At 69.3% G+C, this 25380-nt stretch carries 26 protein-coding genes; 8 read left to right on the forward strand and 18 right to left on the reverse strand.

The features are described from left to right. Window positions 1–59: 59 nt before the first annotated feature. The gene (locus tag DIE06_RS00700; protein WP_124659703.1) at window positions 60–2078 is read left to right on the forward strand and encodes an LssY C-terminal domain-containing protein; all 2019 of its coding nucleotides are present in this window, start codon (window positions 60–62) and stop codon (window positions 2076–2078) included. Between the two features lie 15 nt (window positions 2079–2093). Here the strand turns inward: DIE06_RS00700 and DIE06_RS00705 are convergent, their stop codons facing one another. The 6 genes from DIE06_RS00705 to DIE06_RS00730 form a co-directional block, all read right to left on the reverse strand. After that, window positions 2094–2423 (reverse strand): addiction module antidote protein, encoded by a 330-nt coding sequence (locus DIE06_RS00705; RefSeq protein ID WP_006752118.1) that lies wholly within the window; start codon window positions 2421–2423, stop codon window positions 2094–2096. Beyond that, window positions 2420–2752 carry a type II toxin-antitoxin system RelE/ParE family toxin gene (locus DIE06_RS00710; protein ID WP_124660038.1) on the reverse strand — a complete coding sequence of 111 codons (333 nt, stop codon included), beginning with the start codon at window positions 2750–2752 and terminating at the stop codon, window positions 2420–2422. The genes DIE06_RS00705 and DIE06_RS00710 overlap by 4 nt, the downstream gene beginning before the upstream one ends. A 357-nt stretch (window positions 2753–3109) precedes the next feature. Further along, entirely contained in the window at window positions 3110–3664 is a 555-nt protein-coding gene (locus tag DIE06_RS00715; protein WP_124659704.1) for a protein tyrosine phosphatase, read from the reverse strand. A 187-nt stretch (window positions 3665–3851) separates the two neighbouring features. Beyond that, complete coding sequence (locus DIE06_RS00720; protein WP_124659705.1) at window positions 3852–6314, reverse strand: alpha/beta hydrolase fold domain-containing protein; 2463 nt, start codon at window positions 6312–6314, stop codon at window positions 3852–3854. Further along, complete coding sequence (locus DIE06_RS00725) at window positions 6301–8028, reverse strand: GMC family oxidoreductase (RefSeq protein WP_124659706.1); 1728 nt, start codon at window positions 8026–8028, stop codon at window positions 6301–6303. Before DIE06_RS00725 ends, DIE06_RS00720 begins: the two co-directional genes overlap by 14 nt. Before the next feature lie 26 nt (window positions 8029–8054). Then, complete coding sequence (locus tag DIE06_RS00730; RefSeq protein ID WP_124659707.1) at window positions 8055–9476, reverse strand: coniferyl aldehyde dehydrogenase; 1422 nt, start codon at window positions 9474–9476, stop codon at window positions 8055–8057. A gap of 143 nt (window positions 9477–9619) precedes the next feature. Between DIE06_RS00730 and DIE06_RS00735 the strand changes: the two genes are divergently transcribed. Further along, window positions 9620–10666 carry an AraC family transcriptional regulator gene (locus DIE06_RS00735; protein WP_124659708.1) on the forward strand — a complete coding sequence of 349 codons (1047 nt, stop codon included), beginning with the start codon at window positions 9620–9622 and terminating at the stop codon, window positions 10664–10666. 52 nt (window positions 10667–10718) lie between these two features. Next, entirely contained in the window at window positions 10719–11228 is a 510-nt protein-coding gene (locus DIE06_RS00740; protein WP_124659709.1) for a GNAT family N-acetyltransferase, read from the forward strand. Between the two features lie 8 nt (window positions 11229–11236). Here the strand turns inward: DIE06_RS00740 and DIE06_RS00745 are convergent, their stop codons facing one another. From DIE06_RS00745 to DIE06_RS00750, 3 genes are all read right to left on the reverse strand, one after another. Continuing rightward, complete coding sequence (locus DIE06_RS00745) at window positions 11237–12190, reverse strand: leucyl aminopeptidase (protein ID WP_124659710.1); 954 nt, start codon at window positions 12188–12190, stop codon at window positions 11237–11239. A 58-nt stretch (window positions 12191–12248) separates the two neighbouring features. Beyond that, complete coding sequence (locus DIE06_RS38800; RefSeq protein ID WP_006752127.1) at window positions 12249–12371, reverse strand: hypothetical protein; 123 nt, start codon at window positions 12369–12371, stop codon at window positions 12249–12251. Window positions 12372–12746: 375 nt separating this feature from the next. Continuing rightward, window positions 12747–13202, reverse strand: a complete 456-nt coding sequence (locus tag DIE06_RS00750; RefSeq protein ID WP_124659711.1) for an Lrp/AsnC family transcriptional regulator — start codon at window positions 13200–13202, stop codon at window positions 12747–12749. 117 nt (window positions 13203–13319) lie between these two features. On the opposite strand from DIE06_RS00750, the gene DIE06_RS00755 reads away from it, so the two are divergent. Both DIE06_RS00755 and DIE06_RS00760 read left to right on the forward strand, forming a co-directional pair. After that, window positions 13320–13865: an alpha/beta hydrolase gene (locus DIE06_RS00755; RefSeq protein ID WP_124660039.1), complete on the forward strand. Its 546-nt coding sequence runs from the start codon at window positions 13320–13322 to the stop codon at window positions 13863–13865. Window positions 13866–14114: 249 nt separating this feature from the next. Continuing rightward, window positions 14115–15365 (forward strand): YbfB/YjiJ family MFS transporter, encoded by a 1251-nt coding sequence (locus DIE06_RS00760; RefSeq protein ID WP_124659712.1) that lies wholly within the window; start codon window positions 14115–14117, stop codon window positions 15363–15365. Between the two features lie 50 nt (window positions 15366–15415). Here the strand turns inward: DIE06_RS00760 and hpaC are convergent, their stop codons facing one another. Continuing rightward, window positions 15416–15961, reverse strand: coding sequence for a 4-hydroxyphenylacetate 3-monooxygenase, reductase component (hpaC, locus tag DIE06_RS00765; RefSeq protein ID WP_124659713.1), 546 nt, complete (start codon window positions 15959–15961; stop codon window positions 15416–15418). Between the two features lie 333 nt (window positions 15962–16294). Between hpaC and DIE06_RS00770 the strand changes: the two genes are divergently transcribed. Further along, window positions 16295–16927 (forward strand): response regulator transcription factor, encoded by a 633-nt coding sequence (locus tag DIE06_RS00770; protein ID WP_124659714.1) that lies wholly within the window; start codon window positions 16295–16297, stop codon window positions 16925–16927. A 128-nt stretch (window positions 16928–17055) separates the two neighbouring features. Here DIE06_RS00770 and DIE06_RS00775 read toward each other — a convergent pair whose 3' ends face one another. From DIE06_RS00775 to DIE06_RS00795, 5 genes are read right to left on the reverse strand one after another with little or no spacing between them, the layout of a single operon-like run. Beyond that, window positions 17056–17799, reverse strand: coding sequence for an SDR family NAD(P)-dependent oxidoreductase (locus DIE06_RS00775; protein WP_124659715.1), 744 nt, complete (start codon window positions 17797–17799; stop codon window positions 17056–17058). Window positions 17800–17855: 56 nt separating this feature from the next. After that, on the reverse strand, window positions 17856–18980 hold the full coding sequence (locus tag DIE06_RS00780) for an amidase (RefSeq protein WP_124659716.1): 1125 nt from the start codon (window positions 18978–18980) through the stop codon (window positions 17856–17858). Between the two features lie 32 nt (window positions 18981–19012). Beyond that, complete coding sequence (locus tag DIE06_RS00785) at window positions 19013–19546, reverse strand: nuclear transport factor 2 family protein (protein WP_124659717.1); 534 nt, start codon at window positions 19544–19546, stop codon at window positions 19013–19015. An 8-nt stretch (window positions 19547–19554) separates the two neighbouring features. Then, window positions 19555–19932, reverse strand: coding sequence for a hypothetical protein (locus DIE06_RS00790; protein ID WP_021161073.1), 378 nt, complete (start codon window positions 19930–19932; stop codon window positions 19555–19557). Window positions 19933–19985: 53 nt separating this feature from the next. Beyond that, a complete protein-coding gene (locus tag DIE06_RS00795; protein ID WP_124659718.1) occupies window positions 19986–21179 on the reverse strand; it encodes an acyl-CoA dehydrogenase family protein in 1194 nt (397 codons plus the stop codon). Window positions 21180–21306: 127 nt separating this feature from the next. Between DIE06_RS00795 and DIE06_RS00800 the strand changes: the two genes are divergently transcribed. Next, window positions 21307–22860 carry a sensor histidine kinase gene (locus DIE06_RS00800; protein WP_124659719.1) on the forward strand — a complete coding sequence of 518 codons (1554 nt, stop codon included), beginning with the start codon at window positions 21307–21309 and terminating at the stop codon, window positions 22858–22860. A gap of 53 nt (window positions 22861–22913) precedes the next feature. Here DIE06_RS00800 and DIE06_RS00805 read toward each other — a convergent pair whose 3' ends face one another. Continuing rightward, complete coding sequence (locus DIE06_RS00805) at window positions 22914–23300, reverse strand: 2-hydroxymuconate tautomerase family protein (protein ID WP_124659720.1); 387 nt, start codon at window positions 23298–23300, stop codon at window positions 22914–22916. Between DIE06_RS00805 and DIE06_RS00810 the strand changes: the two genes are divergently transcribed. Then, on the forward strand, window positions 23299–23562 hold the full coding sequence (locus DIE06_RS00810) for a hypothetical protein (RefSeq protein WP_124659721.1): 264 nt from the start codon (window positions 23299–23301) through the stop codon (window positions 23560–23562). The two genes, DIE06_RS00805 and DIE06_RS00810, sit on opposite strands and share 2 nt — an antisense overlap. Here the strand turns inward: DIE06_RS00810 and DIE06_RS00815 are convergent. Together DIE06_RS00815 and DIE06_RS00820 are read right to left on the reverse strand one after the other, a co-directional pair. Continuing rightward, window positions 23537–24037 (reverse strand): aromatic-ring-hydroxylating dioxygenase subunit beta, encoded by a 501-nt coding sequence (locus tag DIE06_RS00815; RefSeq protein WP_124659722.1) that lies wholly within the window; start codon window positions 24035–24037, stop codon window positions 23537–23539. The genes DIE06_RS00810 and DIE06_RS00815 overlap by 26 nt on opposite strands. Continuing rightward, a complete protein-coding gene (locus DIE06_RS00820; protein ID WP_124659723.1) occupies window positions 24037–25320 on the reverse strand; it encodes a Rieske 2Fe-2S domain-containing protein in 1284 nt (427 codons plus the stop codon). The genes DIE06_RS00815 and DIE06_RS00820 overlap by 1 nt, the downstream gene beginning before the upstream one ends. Window positions 25321–25380: the final 60 nt, after the last annotated feature.

Genomic DNA, 25380 nt, shown 5'->3' on the forward strand with positions numbered 1-25380 from the left:
CCCCACGCCATTGCCGCCCCGGTGCCGGCACGCCGCACCGCCACGTCGCGCGGCCCGCGATGAGCGACACGATCCACGCATGGCTCGGCGCGATCGGTGCGCACCCCGCGCTCGTGCTGGCGGTCGTGTTCGCCGCCGCCTGTGCCGAGGCAATCGCGCTGATCGGCACGGTCGTGCCGGCCGGCGCCGTGATGTTCGCGGCCGGCACGTTGATCGGCGCGGGCGCGCTCGACGGCTGGACGACGATCGGCATCGCGGCCGCGGGCGCGATCGTCGGCGACGGGGTCAGCTACGAGCTCGGACGCCACTACCGCGGCACGATTCGGAACGGGTGGGTCCGGTTGGGCTACGCGGATGCCTATGCGCGCGGCGAGCAGTTCGTGCTGCGCCACGGGATGAAAAGCATCGTGCTCGCGCGCTTCCTGGCGCCGGTGCGCGCGGTCGTGCCGGTCGTGGTCGGCTGCGCGACGCTGCCGCGCCGGTCGTTCTACCCGGTCAATATCGTGTCGGCGCTGATCTGGGCGCCCGTGCACGTCGCGCCGGGCATCCTGTTCGGCGCATCGGCGGTGCTGGCCGCCGCGATCAGCGTGCGGGTCGCCGCGATCCTGCTGGTGATCGCCGCGCTGGTCGCGCTCGTGTGGATCGGCGTGCGTGTCGCGCTGCGGCGCGGCTGGCCGTTGCTGTCCCGTGCGGCCGGCGCAGCCGTGCATGCATGCGCGCGCCGCTGGCCGCGCTTCGGCGGCTGGCTGCACGACACGATCGAGAAGGGGCGCCGCCTGCCGGGCGCGGTGCCCGTGTTCGCGCTGCTGTTCGTCGGCTGCGTGTGGCTGTTTGCCGGCATCGTGCAGGACATCGTCGCGAACGATCCGCTGATGCACGCCGACATCGCGCTGTATGCGTTCCTGCAGAACCTGCGCACGCCGCCCGTGGATGCCGCGATGCGCGCGCTCGCGGTGCTGCACGGACACGATACGGGGCTGATCGTCGCGGCCGCGTTCCTCCTCTGGCTGATGATCCATCGCTGCTGGGTGACGTCCGCATGGTGGCTCGCGACGGTCGGCATCGCGGTCGTGCTGGTGCCGGCGTTCGGCACCGGCCTGCCCGGCACGACGCCCGCGAGTCTGCCGCCCGGCGCGCTGCACGTGCCGCTGCCCGACGCCGATGCGGCGTTCGCGATGCTCGCGAGCAGCGGCATCGGCTGGGTGATCACACGCGACCGGCCGGCACTGTGGCGCATTCCGGTCGTGACGGCGGTCGTGCTGTGGGTCGTGCTCGGCGGCTTCGCGCGGCTGTACGTCGGCGATACGTGGTTGTCGGGCTTGCTCGGCGGCTGGAGCCTCGGGCTCGCGTGGTTCGCGGTGCTGGCCGGCGCCTACGCGTACTGGCAGGTGCGCGAGCATGTGCAGCCGCGGGGCGCGCTCGTCGCGGTGCTCGTCGTGCTCGCGACGACCGGCGTATGGACCGTGCCCGCGCAGTGGCAGCTCGATCGCGCGGCGCGTCCGCACGTGGGCGACGTTGTCGCGATGACCGTCGATCAATGGATGCGCGGCGGATGGCAGCGCGTGCCGACGCGGCGCACCGAGATCGGCGGCGATCGCGAGGAATATCTGCCGCTGCAATGGTGCGTGACGTCGGACACGCTCGACCGCCATCTTTCGCTGGCCGGCTGGCAGCGCGCGACGCCGTGGTCGCCCGCCACCGCGCTGCGCTGGCTGGTGCCGCAGGCGCCGGCCGATGCGCTGCCCGTGCTGCCGCGCTATACGCACGGCGAAAGTACGCGCCGCGTGTTCGTGCGCGTCGATCCGGCCCGCCCGGACAGCCGCCTCGTGCTGCGGCTGTGGCGTTATCCGTACGTGCTGCAGGATGCGCTCGGCATGCGGCCGCTGTGGTACGGCGCGTTGTATCGCGAGACGCTGTATCGGCCCGCGCGGCTGATGACGACGGTGCGCACGACGACGGTCGACGATGCGGCGACGATCGCGCAGGTGCTGCAGGTCGAGCCGACGATCGGGCAGCCGCCGGCGGGGATGCGCGAGGCGCCGGCCGCGATGCTGCTCGTGTGGATGGTGCAGCCTTGAAACGCGGGGGGCGCGTCAGGCGTGCGCCGGCTGCGCGGGGACGACGGACAGGCGCAGGCCGACGGTCTTGAGCACCGCGAGCAGGGTTTTCAGCGTCGGGTTGCCGTTGGGCGACAGCGTGCGATACAGCGATTCGCGGCTGATGCCGGCTTCCGCCGCGACCGCGCCGAGCCCCCCGTACGCTTCCGCGACCGTGCGCAGCGCGAGCAGCGCGGCCGCGCGGTTGTCGGGATCGTCGAGCGATTCCATCGCGACGCGCAAATAGGCCACCGCGAGCTCGCGGTCGGCGCCGAGTTCGGCGACTTCCGCGTCGTGGTGCGATACCGCGCCTTTGAGCTTGTTCACATTTGCCTCCGTTTCCAGTTCAGCCAGTGTTTCTTCGCATGCCTGATGTCGTCGAATTGGGTGCGCTTGTCGCCGCCGGACAACAGCAGCACCAGTGCACTGCCGTACCGGCCGAAATAGACGCGATAGCCGGCACCGACGTGGATGCGCAGTTCGATCACGCCTTCGCCGACAGGCTCGCAATCGCCGAAATTGCCGGTCTGCACGCGTCGCAGGCGTTCGCGAATCCGTGCCTGGATGACCTTGTCGCGTACGGCGTTCAGCCATTCGGTGAACGGCTCGCGACCGTCGTCGCGCCGATAGCGAAGAAGTTCGAACTTGGAGAGTATTGTAGCTTATAAGCTACATTGGTGGTAGAGGTATCGACGTGATTGCGTGGCTTGTCGGATGACGCGGATGAAGCGACGCATACACGGGCCGACTGCCGAATCGAGACGAAGCACGACGCGAAGGCGCTACACGGGGATGCGTGCAGTGCCTTCGTGGCTCGGGGTTTCTGGTGGTGAGGCCGGCTTCCCGAACGAGGCTCATTCTTTCATTCGGAGCGTGAGACGACGATTCGGCCGAACGGCCGATCTCATCGGCGCGTACGGGATACGCGCCGTGCGGGTGATGAAGTACTCAAATAGTCGACCCGCCGGCGCCGCCGCACGGCGCGACGGGCGACCCGGCAGGTCCGACCTGCATTACTGTTTCGCGGGCGCGGCCGTCGCGACCTTGTCGAGCGCGGCCGGGATGAAGGCGTCGAGCTGCGCGGTCACCGATTCGTAGAAGTCGATCGGCTTGCCCCACGCATCGGGCACGTCCTTGTGCGCGCCGGTCGCGTACTCGGCGAGCGTGAACACCTTGCCGGCGGCCGACGGATAGAGCGCGAGCACCTTCTCCTTGTGCTTGTCGGTCATCGTCAGGATCACGTCGGAGTGCTTCACATCGTTCCCGTTCAGTTGCACCGAACGATGCGCGGACGTGTCGATCCCGCGCCGCTTCATCAGGATCACGCCATTTTCCTCGGGCTTTTCGTCATACGGATCCTCGTCGACCGCGCGCGAGATCACCGCGATATGCGCGTGCCGTTGCGCGATCAGTTGCCCGGCGATCGCTTCGGCCATCACGCTGCGTCCGGTATTGCCCGTATCGACGAACGCGACCTTCTTCGGTTCGTCCGCGAATGCCGACGTCGCGTACTGGACGCCCAGGCAACAGAGCAGCGCAAGCGTCTTGAGGGTGTGGCTTCTTTTCATTTGTGTCTCCGCCAGAGTGGGGTGGTCGTCGCCACGGTATGACGCCGAGGCTTGCGGAGATCATGCCGGCCGCCTGCGTCGGAAAAAAATAAACGGCCGGTTTTTGCAAGCGGGTGTCGCATTGTTGCAAGCCGGGCGATCGACGCAGCTGTGTTCCACAGCCTCGATCGCCGGCCTCACAGGATCATCACGACGTCGCCGTTACACGCTGCGCGGCAAACCCCGCCAGCGTCCGCAACGCGTCCCGCGCCGAGCGCAGATAGAACGCCTGCAGATGAAACACATGCCAGCGCGCGGCATGAATCTCCAGCCGGCACGGCACGCCGCAGGCGAGCGCATGCGTCGCGAGTCGCTGCGCATCCGACAGCAGCACTTCCTGGTCGCCGGCCTGCACCAGCATGGGCGGCAGGCCGCGCAAGTCGGTATCGAGCGGGCCGCGCGCCGCGATCGAGCCCGCGCCGTGATACCAGCGCAACCCCTGTTCGAGCCAGCCGCGACGGATCATCGGATCGTCGTGGCGGCGCGATGCCAGCGTGTCGCCGCCGAGCGCCGGATCGGTCACGGGCGAGATCAGCAGCAGCGCGGCCGCGGCGGGCTCGCCGCGCTCGCGCAGCGCAATGGCGAGCGCCAGCGCGAGCGCGCCACCGGCAGAATCGCCGGCAATCACGATCCGGTGCGGCGCGTAGCCCTGCGTGCGCAGCGCATCGTATGCGGCCAGCGCGTCGTCGAGCGCCGCCGGGCTCGGATGCTCGGGCGCGAGCCGGTAGTCGGGCACCCACACCGGCAGGCCGGCTTCGGTCGCGAGTCGCGTCGTCACGCCGCGATGGGTATGCGGGCCGCCGAGACAGAATGCGCCGCCGTGCAGATAGAGGATCGCGCCGCCCGCCTCGCCGCGCTTTGGTGCGATCACTTCGACCGGCACGCCGGCGGCGGAGGTCCGGTAGCGCAGCGTGCCGCCCGTGCCCGGCATCAGCGGCGACAGCAACGCGACGACGCGGCGCTGCATGCGCGCGCCGAACGGCGGCCCGATCAGCGGCCGGAACGCGACGCGCAGAAAGCCGCGCAGCGATGCGGCGGCGAGTGCTTCCGCGCGGCCGTCAGGCGGCGCGACGACGGCACCGTGCGTCGGTGTCGGTGTCGGCGTCGCAGTGCCGGGCAGCGGCCGCGTGAAGCGGTACGCGGACAGCCCCGTGAAGCGCGTGATCCATCGATAGGTCAGCGTGAAGCCGGGCCAGTTCGTGCTGTTGTGGCCCGACGCATCGACGTACCAGCTCTTGCAGCCGCTCCACACCGAGCCTTCGAGCCGCTGCTGCACGTGCGTGTTGTAGCGCCGGTAGCGACTCGGATCGACGTCGATCGCGCGCGTGCCGTCGCGCCGCATCGCGCGCACGCAGCGCATCACATGCGCGATCTGGCTTTCGAGCATGTAGACGATCGAGTTGTGGCCGAGGTTGGTGTTCGGGCCATACAGCATGAAGAAGTTCGGGAAGCCCGGCACGGTGAGCCCGAGATACGCCTGCGCGCCGCGCCGCCACGCGTCGTTCAGGTCGAGCCCGTCGCGGCCGGTGATGCGCATCGGCGACAGGAACGCGGTCGCCGCGAAACCGGTGCCGTAGACGATCGCGTCGACCGGGTGATGCACGCCGTCGTCGGTCTCGATGCCGGTTTCGGTCACGCGCCGGATGCGCTGCGTGACGAGCTCGACGTTGTCGCGGCCGATCGTGGCGAGGTAATCGCTCGACAGCAGGAGCCGCTTGCAGCCGATCGGATAGTCGGGCGTGAGCCGTTCGCGCAGCACGGGGTCGCGCACGTCGCGTGCGAGCAGCTTGCGGAACGGCCGGCCCACCGCGACGTCCATCAGCCCGTGCAGCCGCGTGAACGCGATCGCGCGCGATTCGTAGCGTACGTAGATCGCCGCGCGATGCAGCTTCATCGCCCACGGCAGCCGGCGGAACAGCGCCCGCTCCCACGGACGATACGCGCGGTCCGGGCGCGGGATCACATAGGCCGGCGAACGCTGGAACACGACGAGGCGCTTGACGTCGCCGGCGATCGCCGGGACGAACTGGATCGCCGACGCGCCGGTACCGACCACGGCCACACGCTTGCCGGCGAGCGGATAGTCATGATCCCAGTGTGCGGAGTGGAAGGCACGGCCGCGGAACGTGTCGATGCCGGGGAGATCGGGCATCGCCGGGCGGCTCAGCTGACCGGTGCCGCTGACGAGCAGGGCGGCACTGAGCGTCGTGCCGTCGACGAGCGTGACATCCCACTGCGCACGGGCTTCGTCGTATTGCGCGCGCTCGACCTCGGCGCCGAAACGCAGATGGCGTGCGAGTTCGTATTTGCGCGCGCAATGCTGCAGGTACGCGTAAATTTCGGGCTGCGGCGCGAACACGCGCGACCAGTTCGGGTTGGGCTCGAACGAGAACGAGTACAGATGCGAGGGCACGTCGCATGCGGCGCCCGGGTAGCGATTGTCGCGCCACACGCCGCCGACATCGTGCGAGCGCTCGACGATCACGAAGTCGTGAATGCCGGCGCGTTGCAGCGCGACGGCCATGCCGATGCCGGCGAAGCCGGCGCCGATGATGATCGCCGACAGCGGTGCGGCGGTTTCGGCAGGACGGGAAGCTTCAGGCGACGACATGGCGGGTTTCCTCGAGCTGGATCGCATCGTGCGACGCGCACGACGCGGGAACGGTATCGCGGTGTGCCGGCACGGCGGCCGGTTCGCATCCGGTGTCGGCAGGCGAACGTGCCGGCACACGCCGCACGCCGCGGATCAGGTCGACGGCCTTCTCGGCGATCATGATCGTCGGCGCGTTGGTGTTGCCGCCGATCAGCGTCGGCATGATCGACGCATCGACGATGCGCAGCCCCTGCACGCCGTGCACGCGCAATTGCGGATCGACGACCGCGAGCGCGTCGCGCCCCATCCGGCACGTGCCGACCGGGTGATACACGGTGTCGGTGCGCCGGCGCAGCACGTCGCGAATCTCGTCGTCGGTCGTCACGTTCGCGGTGAACAGGTCGCGCGTAATCCATTCGGCGAGCGCCGGCGCTTCCATCAGCCGGCGCGTGATGCGGAAGCCGGCGACCATGTCGTCGAGATCGTGCGGATCGTCGAGGAATGCGGGATCGATGCGCGGCGCGGCGAGCGGATCGGCGCTGTGCAGCGTGACCGAGCCGCGGCTGCGCGGCCGCAGCAGGCACACATGGCACGACAGTCCGTGGCCGGCGTGCAGCCGGCGCGCATGATCGTCGACGAGCGCGACGACGAAGTGCAGCTGGATGTCGGGCGCATCGAGGTCCGCACGCGTCTTGAGGAAGCCGCCGCCTTCCGCGAAATTCGACGTCAGCATCCCGCGCCGTTCGCGCCGGAAGCGCGCGAACTCGCGCAGCATGCGCAGGCCGCCGCGCGCGGATACGCCCATCGTGTCGACGCTGCGCGTGCGGTAGCCGAGGATGAAATCCGGATGATCCTGCAGGTTGCGGCCGACGCCGGGCAGGTCGGCGCGCACCGGTATGCCGAGCCGCTGCAGTTCGCCGGCCGGGCCGACGCCCGACAGCATCAGCAGTTGAGGCGTCTGCAGCGCGCCGGCCGCGAGCACGACTTCGCGCCGTGCGCGCAGCGTGCGAACCTTGCCGTGCTGCCGCACCTCGACACCCGTCGCGCGCGTGCCGTCGAACAGGATGCGCAGTACCTGCGCGTGCGTCTCGACCGTCAGGTTGTCGCGGCGGCCGACGTGCGGCAGCAGGTACGCGCGCGCCGCGCTCCACCGCTCGCCGTGCTTCTGCGTGACCTGGTAGAGGCCGACGCCTTCCTGCCGCGCGCCGTTGAAGTCGTCGGTGAGCGGCAGGCCGGCCTGTCGCGCCGCCTCCAGGTAGCGCACATGGAACGGGTTGCCGGTGCGCAGGTCGCTGACCCACAGCGGGCCGTCGCGGCCGTGAAAGGCGTCGTCGAAGCGCTCGTTGTGCTCGCTCAGGCGGAAATACGGCAGCACGTCGTCGTAGGACCAGCCTTCGTTGCCGAGCGCGGCCCAGCCGTCGTAATCGACGCGATGGCCGCGAATGTAGACCATCGCGTTGATCGCGGACGAACCGCCGAGCGCCTTGCCGCGCGGCTGATAGCCAATGCGTCCGCCGAGCCCCGGCTGCGGCACCGTGTCGAACGCCCAGTTGTTCACGCGGGTCGGCATCATCGCGACCGCGCCGGTCGGCACGTTGACGACCGCGCTGTCGCCGCGGCCGCCGGCCTCCAGCACGCAGACGGTGACGGCCGGGTCCTCGGTGAGGCGCCCCGCGACGACGCAGCCGCCCGAACCGCCGCCGATGACGATGTAGTCGAAAGTCTTGCTCAAGAAATCGTCTCCCGATGGTCGATGGATCACGCGCTGCGCGTCAGCACGCGCAGCAGCAGCTCGAAGGTCTTGCCGTACGGCGGATGGAACAGCGCGGTGCCGCTGCGGCGCGCCTGGTGGAACACGGGCTTGTGATGGCTGAACGTGTCGAAGCCCCATTTGCCGTGATATGCGCCGATGCCGCTCGGGCCGACGCCGCCGAACGGCTGGTGTTCCTGCGCGAGATGCCACAGGCAGTCGTTGACCGTGACGCCGCCCGACACCGTTTCACGCAGCACGCGATCGCGGCGCGCGGCGTCGCGGCCGAACCAGTACAGCGCGAGCGGGCGCGGGCCGCGATTCACGCGGTCGATCGCATCGTCGAGGTCCGAATATTCGACGATCGGCAGCACGGGGCCGAAGATCTCCTCGCGCATTACCCGCATCGTGTCGCGCGCGCCGAGCACGAGCGTCGGCATGAACTTGCGGGTGCCCGCGGAGAAGCGCTCGCCGGCCGGATTGACTTCGAGCACGCGCGCGCCGCCATCGCGTGCGTCGTCGACCAGCGCCGCGAGGCGGTCGCGATGCCGCGCACCGATGATCGCCGTGTAATCGGGGTTGCCGGCGAGCGTCGGGTAGCGGCGCGCGATCGCTTCCGACAGGCGCGCGGCGACGGTCTCGGCGGTGCCGGCCGGCACCAGCAGATAGTCGGGCGCGATGCAGGTCTGGCCGGCATTGAGCAGCTTGCCGAACGCGATGCGCCCGGCCGCGTGCACGACGTCGCACGACGGGTCGAGGATCGCGGGCGACTTGCCGCCGAGTTCCAGCGTGACGGGCGTCAGGTTCGCGGCCGCGGCTTGCGCGACATCGCGCCCGATCGCGGTCGAGCCGGTGAAGAACAGATGGTCGAACGGCAAGCGCGCGAACGCCTTCGCGGTGTCGACGTCGCCCGTCACGATGCCCAGTTCGTCGGCGTCGAACACGTCGGCGACGAGCGTGTCGAGCAGGGCCGACAGCCGCGGCGTCAGTTCCGACGGCTTGACCAGCACGCGGTTGCCGGCGGCGAGCGCCGCGACCGCGGGCCCGATCGCGAGCTGCAGCGGATAGTTCCACGGGGCCATCACGCCGACGACGCCGCGCGGCTGCGGCGCGAGCCGGTTGTGGCCGGGCCGGAAGTGCGCGGCGGTCGGCACGCGGCGTTCGCGCATCCAGTGCCGCAGATGCGCGCGTGCATGGCGCAGGCCGCTTCGAACCACGAACAATTCGGCGAGCCGTGTTTCGTGCGCGGAGCGTCCGCCGAAGTCGGCGTCGATCGCGCGCACGATCGACGCTTCATGCGTATCGAGCAGCGCGCGCAGGCGATCGAGCCGCGACAGGCGGATCGCGAGCGGCGGGGCGGGGTCGCGGGCGAATGCTTCGCGCTGGCGTTCGAAGCGTGCGGCGAGGTCGGGTGGACGGCTCGATCGCATGGTGTCTCCTCCAGGGGCGTTGACGTCGTTCAGGCGACGACTGATGACGCCGATGGTGCGGGCCGCATGGGAAAACACCAATGCTGCTTCGGGACAATTGTTTTAGTATTTGGGCCAAATCGGCGCTTCGAGGGTTTCTCCGCATGAGCTTCTGGGACTTCACCCGGAGTCCGGCCAGCGCGCGGCTGCTGGTCGATTTCGGCGACGAACGCGGCGTGTCGCACACGAAGTTGCTGGCCGGCACGGGCCTCGCGGATGCGCAGCTCGACGATCCGAACGTCGAGGTGACGGCCGCGCAGGAACTGCGGCTGACCGGCAACCTGCTGCGCGCGCTCGGACGCGCGCCGGGCCTCGGGTTCGAGGTCGGGCAGCGCTATCACTTCTCCGCGTACGGCGTGTGGGGCTACGGGCTGATCGCGAGCGCGACCGCGCGCGACGCGCTGGCGCTCGCAATGCGTTTCCTGCCGCTCACGTATGCGTTCACGGTGATCACGTATCGCGAGGAACCGCGGACGTACGTACTCAATTTCGGCGCGCCGGAGCTCGAGGCCGACCTGAGCCGCTTCCTCGTCGAGCGCGACATGGCGGCCGCGGCCGTGCTACTGCAGGAAATCGGCGGCGGCGATTTCGCGTTGTCGCGCTTCACGATGCAGGCCGCGAGCGCATCCGCGTCCACACGCGCCCCCGCACCCCCACCGCGCATCGCCGGTGTCGAACCCGTGTTCGGCGCGCGCGCGAACAGCCTCGCGTTCGACCGTGCGTTTCTCGACCGGCCGCTGCCGCATGCGAACCCGCTGACGGTCTCGATGTGCGAGCAGATGTGCAGCCAGCTGGTCGAAGCGCGGCGCGCGCGGGTCGGCACGTCGGAGATGGTGCGGCAATATCTGACGGCGACGCCCGGCAACGTGCCGTTCTCGCTCGAGGACATGGCGCGGCTGATGAATACGAGCCCTCGCACGCTGAAGCGCCGGCTGCAGGAAGAAGGCACGACATTCCGCGTGCTGCTCGCGCAGGCGCGCGGCGCGATGGCCGAGACGCTGCTCGGCGATGCGCACCTGTCGCTGACGGAGGTGGCCGAGCGGCTCGGCTTCAGCGACCTGTCGAGTTTCTCGCAGGCGTTCAAGCGCTGGTATGGTGTGCCGCCTGGCACCTACCGCAGCGGCCTGCTGCGCGACGGCGGCCCGCATTGACGCCGTGTCGCGCCACGCGCGCATTCCCCGACCCCTTCACGAGAGGACCCGCATGATCACGCTTCGCCCGATGACCGAGGACGACTTCCCCCGCTTCTGGCCCACATACCACGCGATCGTCACCGCGCAGGAGACCTACGCATTCGATCCGGCGTCGACGCGTGAAACCGCCCGCGCGCTGTGGCTCGACGCGCCGCTTTGCACGTGGGTCGCCGAAGAGGACGGTGTGCTGCTCGGCTCGTACTACCTGAAGGCGAACGCCGCCGGGCCCGGCAATCACGTGTGCAACTGCGGGTACATGGTCAGCGAGGCCGCGCGCGGCAAGGGCGTTGCACGCCTGATGTGCGAGCACTCGCAGCAGGTGGCGCGCGAACGCGGCTTCCTCGCGATGCAGTTCAATTCGGTGGTCGCGACGAACGAGGTGGCGGTCGCGCTGTGGCAGAAGCTCGGCTTCGAGATCGTCGGCCGGCTGCCGCGCGCGTATCGTCACGCGCGGCTCGGCTTCGTCGACTGCCTCGTGATGTACAAGTGGCTCGGCGACACGGCGGCCGCCGACGCCTGATTCCAGGGTCAGACGGCGAACGCGCCGTCGAACACGATCCGCTCATCGAACGCGAGCGTGCCGCGCGCGAAGATCAGGTCGAGGTGGTGGCTGCCGTTGGCGCCGCCGCCGAGGCCGAGATGCAGGCCCGGATGGCGTTCCTCGAACCCGGCGTTGCGGCCGTACAGCCCTCGGATGCCCAGGTTCGTGCCGATCCCGAATTCCTCGATGCGCCGGTGATTGTCGTGCCGGTCGAGGTACGCCGTGAAGTCGCGCCGGAAGCCCGCGTCGTCGCTGTCGAAATCGACGATCAGGCTGTCCTCGACATGCAGCGTCGCGAGCCGCTCCGCCACGCGGTACTTGATCGCAAATGGCACGGTGCCGAGGAACGTGCCGCTGAACACGATCGAGCCGTGCAGGTCGGTGACGTGCGTCGCGATTTCACCGGGCACCACGTCGAGATTGCCCATCCCGTCGACGCTCGTCCATTTCTGGTCCGGTGAGAGCGAGCCGGTCAGCGTGTTGCCGGCTTCGTCGATGAAATGGAGCTGCGACGCGCGCGCGGCCGCTTCGATCAGCCGGCCGTTGCGCGCGGCGATGTCGTCGAGCGATTCGGCGAACGCCTCGTCGAGATGCGGGCCGTAATCCTTGAACAGCACCGACTTGCTCCAGTGCTCGACGATCGCGGGACGGATCGCGGCCAGGAACGGCGGGCCGCTCGGCGACGGCGTCGGCAGGCACGACGAGTCGTACAGCAGTACGAACAGGTCAGCCTGCGTGAGCGCGGCGGCGATGTCGGCGGGTGGGGTGGTCTCGAGGCAGAGGGTCGTCGCGTCGAGCGAGTCGGGCAGGGCGGAAAACGCGCGCAACGCGACATCGCGGTTGCGGGTGTCGTAGCCGACCAGCAGCTTGCCCGTCTCGCAGCGTGCGAGCTTGTCGCGCAGCGCCGGGTGATACCCCAGCGCGCGGTGCAGGTTCAGCATGTGTGTCTCCGGAAGCGGCGGAAGGGCCGCAGCCCTTCCGCGGGAACGGGCTGGCCGCTCAGACCGGCCAGAGCGCGGTGCCGAACGGCACCACGGCATCCTCGACCATCATGTCGACGGCCTCGGGGTGCGTGTCTTCCTGCATCCAGTCAAGCAATTCGATCTGCCGGGTTTCCTGCATGTCAATTCTCCTGTGGTGAACATGAGCGATTCAACATGAAAGGGCGGTAAATGGATTACCGCCACTCATCCGGCATTTTTTGAATCCCGGACGAGTGGCGTCGATATTAGTCTGACGATTTGGCAAATGCAATGCGTTGCAAGGTTTTTAGCCGTGGGGTGCTAAACATGCACGAGTAGGAGCGCATCGCGGGAAGGAAGCGAATGAATCGAATCACGAAGCGTGCGGATTTTTTATCGAATATCTGGGCCGTGAAAGATTAATCGATTCCGCGATTTTTTAAATCCGGAATCCAATTGCGCCGATCATTTCGATTAGCATCGTTTTCGATCGGTCCTGGCGCAACGCCGGACCAATGCCGAACCATTGCCGGCTTCAACCCAGCAGTGCCTTGCCGAGCGGCTTGACCGGCTCGGACCGAAGGACCAGCGAAGTCGTGACCGCGCCGAAGCGGGCAATCGCGTCGATGATGGTTTCGAGCTGACCGGGCGTCGGCACGAGCACCTTCAGCAGGAAACAGTCCTCCCCGGTCATCCGGTGAATCTCGATGACGTGCGGCATGTCGGCGAACGCACTCAACGCGGGCTTGATGTGCTCGTGCGTCGTTCTCAGCCGGATGATGGCCATCATTCCCAACCCGAGCGCGGCCGGATCGATCCGCGCGGTGTAGCCGGCGATGATGCCGCGCTCTTCCAGGCGCTTGACGCGCTCCGACGTCGCCGGCTGTGACAGGCCGATGCGCCGGCCGACTTCGGACAATGGCGTGCGCGCATTCTCCTGCAGCGCTTCGATGATCGAAATATCCAGGCGATCCAGTTCTTCGTCGGGCATCTCCGCATTCCTGTTCCGTTAATTCATCGGGATTCTGTCTCAATATCCGATGACTTGCCATTCCGCGCGGCAGTCCCGCGGGTCAGACTGGACGCTCTCATGTTCATGGAGGCGGGAATGGATCGAAGCATCGTCATCGTGCCGGGGATCGGCAACTCGGACGCGGATCACTGGCAGACTCACTGGGAAGCGGCGCTGCCGGGCGCCACACGCATTGCGCCAGCGTCGTGGGATACGCCCGACTTGATCGACTGGATCGCGGCACTCGACGCGGCCGTCGCGGAGGCCCGGACGCCGCCGGTCGTGGTGTGCCATTCCCTCGGGTGCCTGTTGTTCGCGCATTGGCGTGCCGCTGCCGCGCGCCCGGTGCACGGGGCGTTTCTCGTGGCGGTGCCCGATCCGGACGGTCCGCGGTTTCCGGCTGCCGCGCAGGCGTTCGCGCGTTTGCCGGAAGAGGATTTCGGCGACCGGCCGGTGGTGGCGATCGCCAGCTCCGACGATCCGTACGACCCGTCCGGGCGAGCAGTCGCATGGGCGGCGCAACGCGGCGCGAAATCGCTGGTGCTCGGCGCGCGCGGCCATTTGAACGCGGCTTCCGGGTTGGCGGAGTGGGACGAGGGGCGCGCGCTTTTCACCGCCTTTACCGCCGGATTGGGCGCGTAGCGGAGGCCGGGTGTCGGCGCGCCCCGGCTTCCGGACGGCGCGCACGCCATCCCTGCAGCCGGCGCACGCCGGGCGCGTGACCGGTCAAGTATCATCGCTCGATCGGCGCACCGGTTTCGGCATCGGGATCGGTGCCCGGCCACGACACGGATTGCGCAGCGACGACGCCACGGCCCGCGGCCGTCAAGCCGTGTCGACGTTGCGGACCCCAGGCCCGTATCGGCCTCGAACCACGATGGAGACACCGCGATGCGCGCAGCACCGCAACCGGAGCACGCCGGCCGGGCACGGCCGGATGCCGGCGCCACCGAACCCGACCGGATGGCCGCGTGGCGGCGCGCGATCTGCCTGTCGCTCGGCAGCGCGATCGCGCTGGGCCTCGCGCGCTTCTCGTATGCGCTGCTGCTGCCGCCGATGAAGGCCGATCTCGGCTGGACCTTCGCAGAGGCCGGCGCGCTGAACACGGCCAACGCGGCCGGCTACCTGATCGGCGCGCTCGTCTTCCCGTCCCTGTCGCGACGCTGGCGCACCGGCACGCTGCTCGCCGCCGGCTGCGCGCTGACCGCGGTGCTGATGGCCGCGTGCGGGGTCACGTCCGGCATGCACGCGCTGCTCGTCGAGCGATTCGCGACGGGCGTCGGCAGCGCGCTGATCTTCATCAGCGGCGGCGTGCTGGCCGCGCGGCTCGCGTCCGCGTCGCCGCGCGATGCGGGGCTGCTGCTCGGACTCTATTACGGCGGCACCGGGTGGGGCATCGTCGCGTCGTCGCTGCTCGTGCCCGCGACGCTCGTGCATCGCGCGCTCGGCTGGCAACCGGCGTGGTTCGCGCTCGCGTTCGCATGCGCGCTGTTCTCGGCGATCGCCGTGTCGGCGGCGCGCCGCATCGAGCATGCGCACGCGGCACCGGCCGTGCGGCGCGACGGCATCGCGCCGGTGGCGACCGCGCGCCCCGCGCGCTTCGCACTCGCGCTCGCGGGCTACGGACTGTTCGGCGTCGGCTACATCGGCTACATGACGTTCATCGTCGCGCTGCTGCGCGGCGCGGGAATGAGCGGGACGGTCGTGTCCGCGTTCTACGTGATGCTCGGTGTCGCGACCGTCGTGTCGGCGCGGCTGTGGTCGGGGCTGCTCGACCGGATGCGCGGCGGCCAGGCGCTGGCCGTGCTCAATGCGCTGCTCGGCGTCGCGACGCTGATGCCGGCGCTGTTCGTGCATCCGGCAGCCGCGTTCGCGTCGGGCGTGCTGTTCGGCGCGACGTTCCTGTCGGCGGTCGCGTCGACGACCGCGTTCGTGCGTCACAACCTGCCGCCGGAAGGCTGGGCGAAGGGCATCAGCGCGTTCACGACGATCTTCGCGTTCGGGCAGATCGCCGGGCCTGTCGCGATCGGCTGGGTGTCGGACAGCGCGGGGCTCGCGCGCGGGCTCGTCTATTCGGCGCTGACGCTGTTCGCGGGCGCGGCGCTCGCGGCCGGACAGCGCGCGCTGCGGGCGTTGGCGTAGCCGACCCCGGCGCGCAACATCCGGCGAGCCCGACGACGTGACGGCGACCGTTACCGCACGCAGGCCGTGCGCGACACGCGATGGAACGCGCGGCTGAAGTAGATGAGGCTGTCACCGTCGTTGCGCACGCGGATCGACGTCGCCTCGATGAACATCACCGAATGCGAGCCGACTTCCTTCATCTCGGCGATCGTGCCCTGCAGGCTCGCGAGCGCGTCGCGCAGCACGGGGACGTCCTGCTCGCCGCGATCCCACACCGGTAGCGCGAAGCGGCGTTCCATCGGCAGTTCGGTCATCCCCGCGAAATGCCGCGCGAGCAGTTCGTGCTCGGCCGGCAGCACGTTGATGCAAACATGACGATTGCGCTCGAAGATCGCATGCATCGCGCTCGATCGGTTCAGGCACACGAGCAGCGTCGGCGGCGCGTCGGTGACGGAACAGACGGCGCTCGCGGTGATCCCGCAGCGGCCGTGCGGCCCCGCGGTGGTGATCACGTTGACGGCCGCGCCGAGGTGGGCCATCGCTTGCCGGAAGGCCTTTTGCGCGTCGGTCGGTTCGGCGCGCGCCGGTTGCGGGGTATCGGTCGTTGCGGACATGGGCGCTCCTGGGGGGATGAGGGCGGCGATCGTGCGTGCCGTCGATGCGGCAGCGGATCGTCGACGATGTCCCAAGCGTACGTCGCGAAAAAGCCGGCGAACATTCGCACGATTCACGATGAAGCTGGCGTTCCCGCCAACGCGTCTAAAGGTTCTACCTAGATGCGCGGCGCGGCGCGCGAAAAAAAGTGCGATCGGGCATTCGGGCGGGTCGTAAAGGGGTATTCAGCGCATTTTCGGCTCGTTATGATGTGCCGCACACCCCCGACGAACGACGCTTGCTTCACACGCGGCGCGCGCGATACCGATACCGATATTTTGCGAGACACCCCGATGACGTCACCCGCTCCGATCGTATACATCGTCGACGACGACAGCGGCATGCGGACGTCGCTCGCCTGGTTGCTCGAATCGGTCGGCATCGCGTCCGAAGGGTTCGCGAATGCCGCCGACTTTCTCGCGCGCTTCGACGCGAACCTGCCCGCGTGCCTGGTGCTCGACGTGCGGATGCCGGAGAAAAGCGGATTCGACGTGCAGGCGGAACTGAACGCGCGCGGCGCGACGCTGCCGGTGATCTTCGTCAGCGGACACGGCGACATCCCGATGTCGGTGCGCGCGCTGCAGAACGGCGCGATCGATTTCGTCGAGAAGCCGTACAACTCGCAGCAGATGCTCGAGCGCGTGCAACGCGCGCTGCGGCTCGCGCAGCAGCGGCACGCGGTCGACCAGCGTCACCGCGAGCTGCGCCAGCGGCTCGATGCGCTGACCGCGCGCGAGAAGGAAGTGCTGCGCGGCGTCGTCGACGGCAAGGGCAGCAAGCAGATCGCGTCGGACCTGTCGATCAGCGTGAAGACCGTCGACGTGCATCGCGCGAGCATCAAGGAGAAGCTCGGCGCGACATCGATCGCCGCGCTGGTGCGCGACGTGATGGTCGTGTGGGGCGACGACGGGGAGTCGTCGCGCTAGCCTGTCGCCCTGCATGCGGACGTGCCCGCGCGCAAGCGACCACGCACCGCGCACCACGCACCAAGCACCAAGCACCAAGCACCACGCACGGCACCGGTCGGCACCGCGCGATCGATGCCGGCGGCCGCTCAGCGCATGTACAGCCCGCCGTTGATGTCCCAGCACGCGCCGTTCGCGAAATGCGCGTCGCCCGACGCGAGCAGCACGGCCGCATCCGCGACGAAGCCGGCCGATCCGAGCTTGCCGCCCGGCAGGCTCGCGAGCACCTGGCGCAGCTTTTCCGGTGCGACGCTTTCATGGACGATCGGCAGATCGAGCGGGCCCGGTGAGATCGCATTGACCGTCACGCCCTGCGCGGCGAGGTCGCGCGCGAACACCTTGGTCAGGGTCAGCGTGCCGCCTTTCGCGGCCGCATAGTGCGCGCCCGTCGCCGAGCCGCCGTTCTGCCCCGCGAGCGACGCGATGTTGACGATGCGGCCCGCGCCGCGCGTCGCGAAGTACTGGCCGAACACCTGGCAGCCGAACAGCACGCTGCGCAGGTTCACGTCGATCACCTGGTCGAACTGCTCGGCCGTGATCTCCATCGCGGGCACGACCTTCGATGCGCCGGCATTGTTGACGAGCACGTCGATCGCGCCCCAGCGCGCGACGAGCGCATCGCGCGCGGCTTCGAAATTGCGTTTCGACGTGACGTCGAGCGGCAGCGCGATCGCGCGTTCGCCGCTCGGGTCGAGGTCGCGTGCGTGCGCGTGAATGGCGTCGGCGGCGATGTCGGCCAGTGCGACGCGGTAGCCGGCCGCATGAAAGCGGTCGGCGATGACGGCGCCGAGCCCGCGCGCGGCGCCGGTGACGAGGACGACTCGATCTGACATGGTGCGTGATTCCGTGGTTTGCGGACGCGTGGCCGAAGCGGCGCCCGCATCGTGGTTCATGCGGCGAGCGCCGCTTCGAAGTGCGCGGCGACCGCGCACACCTGTTCGTCCGCGCCCGTGCGTCCGACGATCTGCAATCCGGCCTTCAGCGGCGTTCCCGCGAGCGGCAGCGGCAGGCTGAGCGCCGGATGGCCGCTCAGGTTGAACGGCCGGATCAGCGACGACATCGCGATGACCGATACGCCGTCCCGTGCCTGCTGGAGCGTGATCGGCAACGCGGGCAATGTCGGCAGCACCAGCACGTCCGCGCGTTCGAGCGCGGCATTGACCTGCGCGGTGAAGCGCGCACGCACCGCTTCCGCTTCCGCGAGCGCGGCCGGCGTCGTCGTCGCGGCCATGCGCAGCCGCGCATCGAGATCGGCGCCGAGCTTGCCGGTTTCGACGAGATGGCCGAATGCACGCGACGTTTCCGCGTTGATGACGGTGAGCCCCGCGGCGAACGCGTCAGGCATGGCGTCGAGCACGACATCGTGCGCGCGCAGGCCCGACGCACGGATCGCCGCGTCGAGCGCGGCGGCGGTGGCCGGATCGGCATCGACGATCACCTGCGCGATCGTGCAGTCGGCAACGGGTGCGGCCGCACGTACCTGATCGAAGCCCGGCGCGATGGCTGCCATCACGGCCGCGAGCGTGCGGATGTCGCGTGCGAATGGCCCGACGCAGTCGAGCGTGGTGCTGGCGGGCGCGACGCCGCGCCGCGACACGCGGCCGAACGTCGGCTTGAGCCCGGCCACGCCGCAGCAGGCTGCCGGCCCGCGGATCGAGCCGCCGGTATCGGTGCCGAGCGCGGCGTCGACGACGCCGAGCCCGACGAGCGACGCCGACCCGCTCGACGAGCCGCCCGGAATGCGCGTCGGGTCCTGCGGATTGACCGGCGTGCCGGTGGTGTCGTTGATGCCGGTCATGCCGAACGCGAGCTCGTGCATGTTCGCCTTGCCGGCGATCTGCCAGCCGGCATCGAGCAGCAGGCGGACCACGTCCGCGTGCTGCGTGGCGGGCGGCGCGTCCGCCAGCGCGCGGCTGGCCGCGCGGGTCGGATGGCCGGCGATGTCGATCGTGTCCTTGATCGCGACCGTCGGGCCCGGGCCGCCCAGCGTGAAGGTGTCGATGAAGCCTGTCATGGTGCGATGGCGTGCGAGCGCGGTGAAAGGGGTCAGGATTGCGGCGCGGCGGCGAGCGGCCACGGGCCGTCGAGCACGCGTTCGGTGCGGAAATGGCGGATCAGCCAGGTCGTGCCGTCGTCGGCCGGCGCGAAATCGACGGTCAGCCGCGCGGCGACCAGCTCGGCCGTGCGGTCCGCGTAGCGCGACGCCTGCAGCATGATCCAGCGGCCGCGCGCGGTCGCACGGTCGATGTCGACGTCGATCGACTCCGACGTCAGGAAGTGCAGGTTCGCCGAAAAATGCGGATCGGGCGGCAGATAGCGGCGCAGCATCGCGACGATCGCGTCCGTGCCTTCGAGGCGGCCGAACTTGCGCGCGTACTGCGGGCCGATGCCTTCCCATACCGCGTCGGCCGTGAACAGCGCGGCGAGCGCCGGGCCGTCGCCGGCATCCTCGGGCACGTCGCACAGCGCCATGTAGCGCGTGATCGTCGAACGCACCGCGCGTTCGGCGTCGAACGCCGCCACGCGCCGCGTGAGTGCTTCGAGTGCTTCGATCGCGCGCGTCGAATCGGGGCCGGTCATCGCCGGCCTCACGACGCGGGCTTCGCGGCCGGCGGCACGGTCAGCGCACGGCCGACGCGCGCCTCGATCTTGCCGTAGCGCCACAGGTTGTATTCGCCGACGGGCGTCGTGCGATACAGGTTGCACACCGCGACCGTCGTGTCGAAGTCGGCGACGTCGGCCATGATGTAGAACGTCCACGGCGCGCCGTCGGCCTGGCCGACGACGAGGCGGTCGTCATCCATCACGCCGAGCACGCGCACGCCGGGCATCGCCTCGACGGCGGCGAGCATCGCGCCGTACGCTTGCCACACTTCGCCGATCTTCTCGCGCGGCAGGTCGAAGAAGTTTTGCGACACGCCGCAGCAGAACAGCACGCGCAGCGGCAGCGGATTCGAATCGGACATGACAGGTTCTCCTGAAGAATGCGTTGAGCGGCGTCGAAACGAATCGACGCGGATTACAGATAGCCCGGAAACGGCGTGACGCCGGTGAACACCGCGCCCGCGCCGTCGAAGTTGCCTTCGCCGAGAAACGCGTGCTGCGTGACGACCATCGCGTCGCGCAGCAGGCGCTGCAGCGGATGCGTGCGATAGATCGCGGCCGTGCCGCCGAGCCGGTACGCGCGCTCGACGACGCTCGCGCCTTCGCGGGCGATATGCGTGGCCGCGAGCCGCAGCAGGCTGACCTGCTCGGGCGTGACCGGGTTGCCGGCCAGGATCGATTGCCAGACCGAGTCGGTCGCGTCGTAGAAGAACGCGCGCGCCGAGCGCAGCTGCGCTTCGGCCTTCGCGAGCTCGATGCGGAAGTACGCGCGATCGGCGAGGCGCGGCGCGCCGGTGGTCGTCTGGCGGCCGCCCGACATCCGGTTCGCGACGTCGAGCGCCGCGCGGGCCAGCCCGAGGTTCACGACGGCGAGCACCTGCGCCGCATACGCGACGGTCGGATAGCGGTACAGCGGCTCGTCGACGGTCGGCTCGCCGCCGCGCACGAAGGTCCACGCGTCGGGCACGAAGCGGTCGTCGACACGCAGGTCGTGGCTGCCGGTGCCTTGCATGCCGACCACGCTCCAGTTCTCGACGATCTCGACTTCACTGGCGCGGAACACGGCCGTGCGCGGCTTGTTCGGCGCGGCATCCTGCGCGCCGGGCACCGCGATACCGACGCCGAGCCAGTCGGCGCCCTTGCAGCCGCTCGCGAACTTCCACGTGCCGTTCACGCGCCAGCCGCCGGGCGCGGCCTGCGCCGGCTGCACCGGGAACAGCCCGCCCGCGAACACCTGGTCGGGGCCGCGCGCGTACAGCTCGGCCTGCGTGGCGAGCGGCAGCGCGGCGAGATAGACGTTCGCGGAGCCGAAGCTCGCGACCCAAGCGGCCGACCCGTCGGCGGTCGCGATCCGCTCGATCGTGTCGAGGAACGCGGTGGGCGCGAGCGCATCGCCGCCGAAGCGGCGCGGCGTGCCCGCGCGATAGATGCCGGCCTCCTTGAACAGCGCGACCACGTCGCGCGGCACGTGCGACAGGCGGTCGAATTCGTCGCGCCGCGCGACGACGGTCTCGATCACCGCATCGAGCGGCGATACCCGCGCGGCCGCTTCGCGGACCGCATGCGGCGAGGTGGACGCGGCGTCGATGGCGAGGGCGGCGTTGGGCATGACTGTCTCCTGGGGATGGGGTTCGAAAGACGATGCAATCAGTCTAGAAACGCCGAAAACACGCAGCAATTGGTGCGTAGGGCCGCGTGACTGGTGTCGCTCCGTGCCCGACTAAAGAAATCTTCAGATGCGATCGGCGCGCGCCGGTGCTATGTTGGGTTTCCGGCCGCGTGATCCCGCGCGCCTTCCTCCGGATCCGATCATGAGTTTCCCCGACGAAGACGATTTCCACCGGCTGCTCGACGCATTGACCACCTGCGTGCTGCTGCACGATGCGCAGACGAAGGCGATCGTGTGGGCGAATCGCGCCGCGTGCATCGCGCTCGGCTTTTCCGTCGAGGAACTGCTGCCGCTGAAGGCGCCGGACATGACGCGTCCCGAACCGAAATACCAGCGCGAGATCGCGGTGAGCGCATGGGATCGTGCGCTCGTCGACGGGCCGCAGGTGTACGAGTGGTGCTATCGATCGCGTACGGGCGTCGACATGCTGTCCGAGGCCACCGCGACCTACGTGCCGCTGCGCGGGCACGACGTCGTGATGGTGCAGTTCCGCGACATCAGCGCGGAAGAAGCGGTCCGCCAGCAGCTGCGCCGCTACGAGGCGCGGCTGCGCGAATTCATGCAGGATCTCGACGAAGGCATCGCCGTCGTGACGCTGCACGGTGGCGTGCAGTTCATCAGCGAGTCGGGCCGCCGCGTGCTCGGGCTCGCGCCCGACGAAGCGCTCGACGGCGTGCTCGACTACTGCGCCGCGGCGGATCGCGACCGGCTCGTCGCGCAGCTGCGCGATGCGCCGTCGACGTGTCCGTCCGAGCCGCAGCGCTACCGCTTCGTGCGGCGCGACGGCTCGGCGTGCTGGCTGCGCATCCTGTGCCGGCAGGTCGAGATCGAAGGCGATCTCGACGGGCTGCTCGTGCAGTTCCGCGACGTCAGCGACGAAGTCGCGATCGAGGACGCGCGGCGTGCCGAGGCGCGGATGCTCGAATATGCGGGGCGCTACAACGCGATGGGCGAGATGGCGACCGTGATCGCGCACGAGCTGAGCCAGCCGCTCGCGGCCGTGCGCAACTTCATCGAAGGCGCGGTGCGGCGGCTGAGCGGCAACGGCGCCGTCGACGATGCGATCTGGGGGCTGCGCAGCGCCGACCGGCAGGCCGAGCACGCGGCGCTGATCATCAAGAGCGTGCGCGAGTTCATCGTGAAGCGCGAGCCGGTCGTCGCGCTCGCCGACCTGCGCGAGATCCTCGCGGACGTCGCGTATTTCATCGAGTTGCGCGCGAAGGAAGCGGGCGTGACGGTCGCGATCGTGCAGGCCGATGCGCCGCTGCCGATCCGCTGCGAGCGCGTGCTGATCGGGCAGGTGATTCTCAACCTGGCATTCAACGCGATCGAGGCGTTCGCCGGCCGTGAGCGTGCGCCGTGCACGCTGACGCTCGGCACGGCCAACGTCGGCGGGCAAGCGGAGCTGCGCGCGATCGACAACGGGCCCGGTATCGCCGAAGGTGCGCACGACCGGCTGTTCGACGGCTTCTCGTCGTCGAAGGCCGGCGGCAACGGGATCGGGCTGTCGCTGTGCAAGAGCATCGTCACGCGCCACGGCGGGCGCATCGGCGCGAGCCCGGCCGAAGGCGGCGGGCTCGACTGCCGTGTGACCCTGCCGCTTGCCGGCGCGCAGATGTAGCCGCTGCGTTGCGTCATGTGCGTCACGGCCGGGCGGCGACGCGCGGCGCATGATCAGCGCCCCAGCGCCCGCGCGGTCTGGCCGCCGATCCCGAAGTCGGTATTCGGGATGTCCTTGATGATCACGCGCGTCGCCTGCAACGGCGCATCGAGCACGTTCGCGCCGGCGTCCGAGAGCGCGGCGATCAGCGCGCGTTTTTGCTCGTCGGTGCGGCCCGCGATCAGGATCGCGACGATCACCGGCAACGATGGCGGCGCGCCGTCGGCGGCCGTGCGCCCGCCGAGGCCGATATGGGTCGCGGGCAGTTCGGTGAGCAGCACGCGCACCGATTCGAGCGGTGCACCGATCGAGTCGACGGTTGCACCGCTGAGCCGCGCGATCAGTTCGGCCTTGCGCGCGTCGTCGTGGCCGGCCGGCAGGAAAACTTCGAGTGTGGGCATGGTCGTCCGGAAAGGTGAAGGTGACTGGCTCACCGTTGCGCTGGCGATGGCGAACCGGCGGCTGCTCAAAGGTGAAGGTGACTGGCTCACCGTTGCGCTGGCGACGGTGAACCGGTGGCCGCTCACAGGTGAAGGTGACCGGCTCACCGTTGCGCTGGCGATGGCGAACCGGCGGCTGCTCAAAGGTGAAGGTGTCCGGCTCACCGTAGCGCTGGCGGCGGCGAACCGGCGGCCGCTTACAGCAGGAAGCCGATCGCGCTGAGCGCTTCGGTCGAGTCGATCAGGCGCACGACCTTCTCGGCGATCCGCATCTCGCCGTCGGCATCGACGTGCAGCTTGTGCGTGACGTCGGCCGCGAACAGCGTCGCGACGCCGCGCTTGTACGCGACGACGACCTGCGCGGATTTCAGCTCGACGATGCCGGCGCTGCCGCTTTCCAGCGTGAAGCGCGACACGGTGCGCACCGTGCGCGCCGCCTCGGTCGCCGATGCCGAGTAACCGGACACCATCCGCTGCACGCGCTTCTCGCGCATGTCCTGGTCGTCGAACACGTAGTTCAGCGTCGCCGCGAAGTCGGTCGCGTCGGGATCGATCGGCACCACGTAGTGACCGGCCGGGTCCCACAGGTCGAGCCACGCGCGATAGTCGCGGCGGTCGAGCATCTCGGCTTCGCGCCACACGAATTCGACCGCGCGGGCGAAGGTCTGCTCGGAAAGGAGGGTGTTGCGGTCGTCCATTACTGTTGCTCCATCATCGTGCGCCATTGCTGGTAGGCCTCGCGCATGCCCGTCTCGTCGGTCGCATGCGCGGTCTTTTCGCCGTTCGCGGCGGTCGTCTCGCGGTTCAGCCCGCGGTTCACGAGGATCGGTACGTCCGGGCCCGCGTGCGCGCCGCGCTGCACGCGCTCCCACGCTTCCGCGTCGTCGGGGCTGCCGAAGCCGAACGGGCCCTGGAAATGCTCGTGGATGCGCAGCCGCTCGCGGTTCGCTTCGTCCGGGCCGCCGTCCATCGCGAGCGCGACGTGGCGGATCTCGGTCTCGTTCGCGGAGATCGGCCGCAGCACGCGGAAGAACGCCATCGACAGCGCGAGGTTCGGGAACAGGTTCAGGTTGAAGCCGACGCCCATCAGCGAGCGCACGATGCGGCGCACTTCGTCCGGCGTGTGGCGCTCGGCGAGCTTCGCCGCGAGCGGCGCGAAGCGTTCGGGCAGCGGCGCGCCGTCGTCTTGGTCGAGATCGATCAGCTCGGGCATCAGCACCGCGAGGCTGTGACCGTTGCCGAGCCCGCGGCAGAACGCGTCCTCGCTCGTCATGAAGCTCGTGATCGCGGCGGCCGTCTCGTCGTCGATCGATTTCATCCACGACTTGTGCACGACCGGGAAGTGATAGAGGTCCGTCGTGTTCTCGAGCTGGATCTTCCAGTTGCCCTTGAACTTGAACTTGTGTTCGCCGTTGGCCTTGATCGGGTAGCCGGCGCCCTGCTTCATGAACAGGTCGATCCACGGCTTCGCGCCGCCGAGGAAATCCTCGAGCGGTTCGATGTCGTCGTTGAAGCTCGCGAAGATCAGCCCCTGGTACACGCCGACGCGCAGCTTCACGAGCGGCAGGTCGCCTTTCTCGCACACGCCTTCGTAGCCGTCGCCGTACGGCAGCGCGCGCAGCGTGCCGTCGAGCGCGTACGACCAGCTGTGGTACGGGCACGTGAAGCCCTTCGCGTTGCCCTTGTGCGATTCGCACACGGTGGCGCCGCGATGGCGGCAGCGGTTCTGCAGCACGTTGATCTCGCCGGTCCTGTCGCGCACGACGATCACCGGCTGGCGGCCGATCGTCGTCGTGATGAAGTCGCCCGGGTTCGGCAGCTCGCTCTCGTGCGCGACCCAGATCCAGGTGCGGTAGAAGATGCGGTCGAGCTCGGCCTCGAACAGCGCGGGGTCGTGATACATCGCCGGCGCGATGCGGTCGGGCTGCGCGAAGCCATGCAACGCGCGGGTGTCGATCGTCTGGTAGGGAAGGTCGCTCATCGTCGTCGTGGGGAAAGAGTCGCGAAATCGGGCCGCGTCGCGCGCGGCATTGAGTACTCA

This window comes from Burkholderia sp. Bp8998 (assembly GCF_003854235.1).
Classification (GTDB): domain Bacteria; phylum Pseudomonadota; class Gammaproteobacteria; order Burkholderiales; family Burkholderiaceae; genus Burkholderia.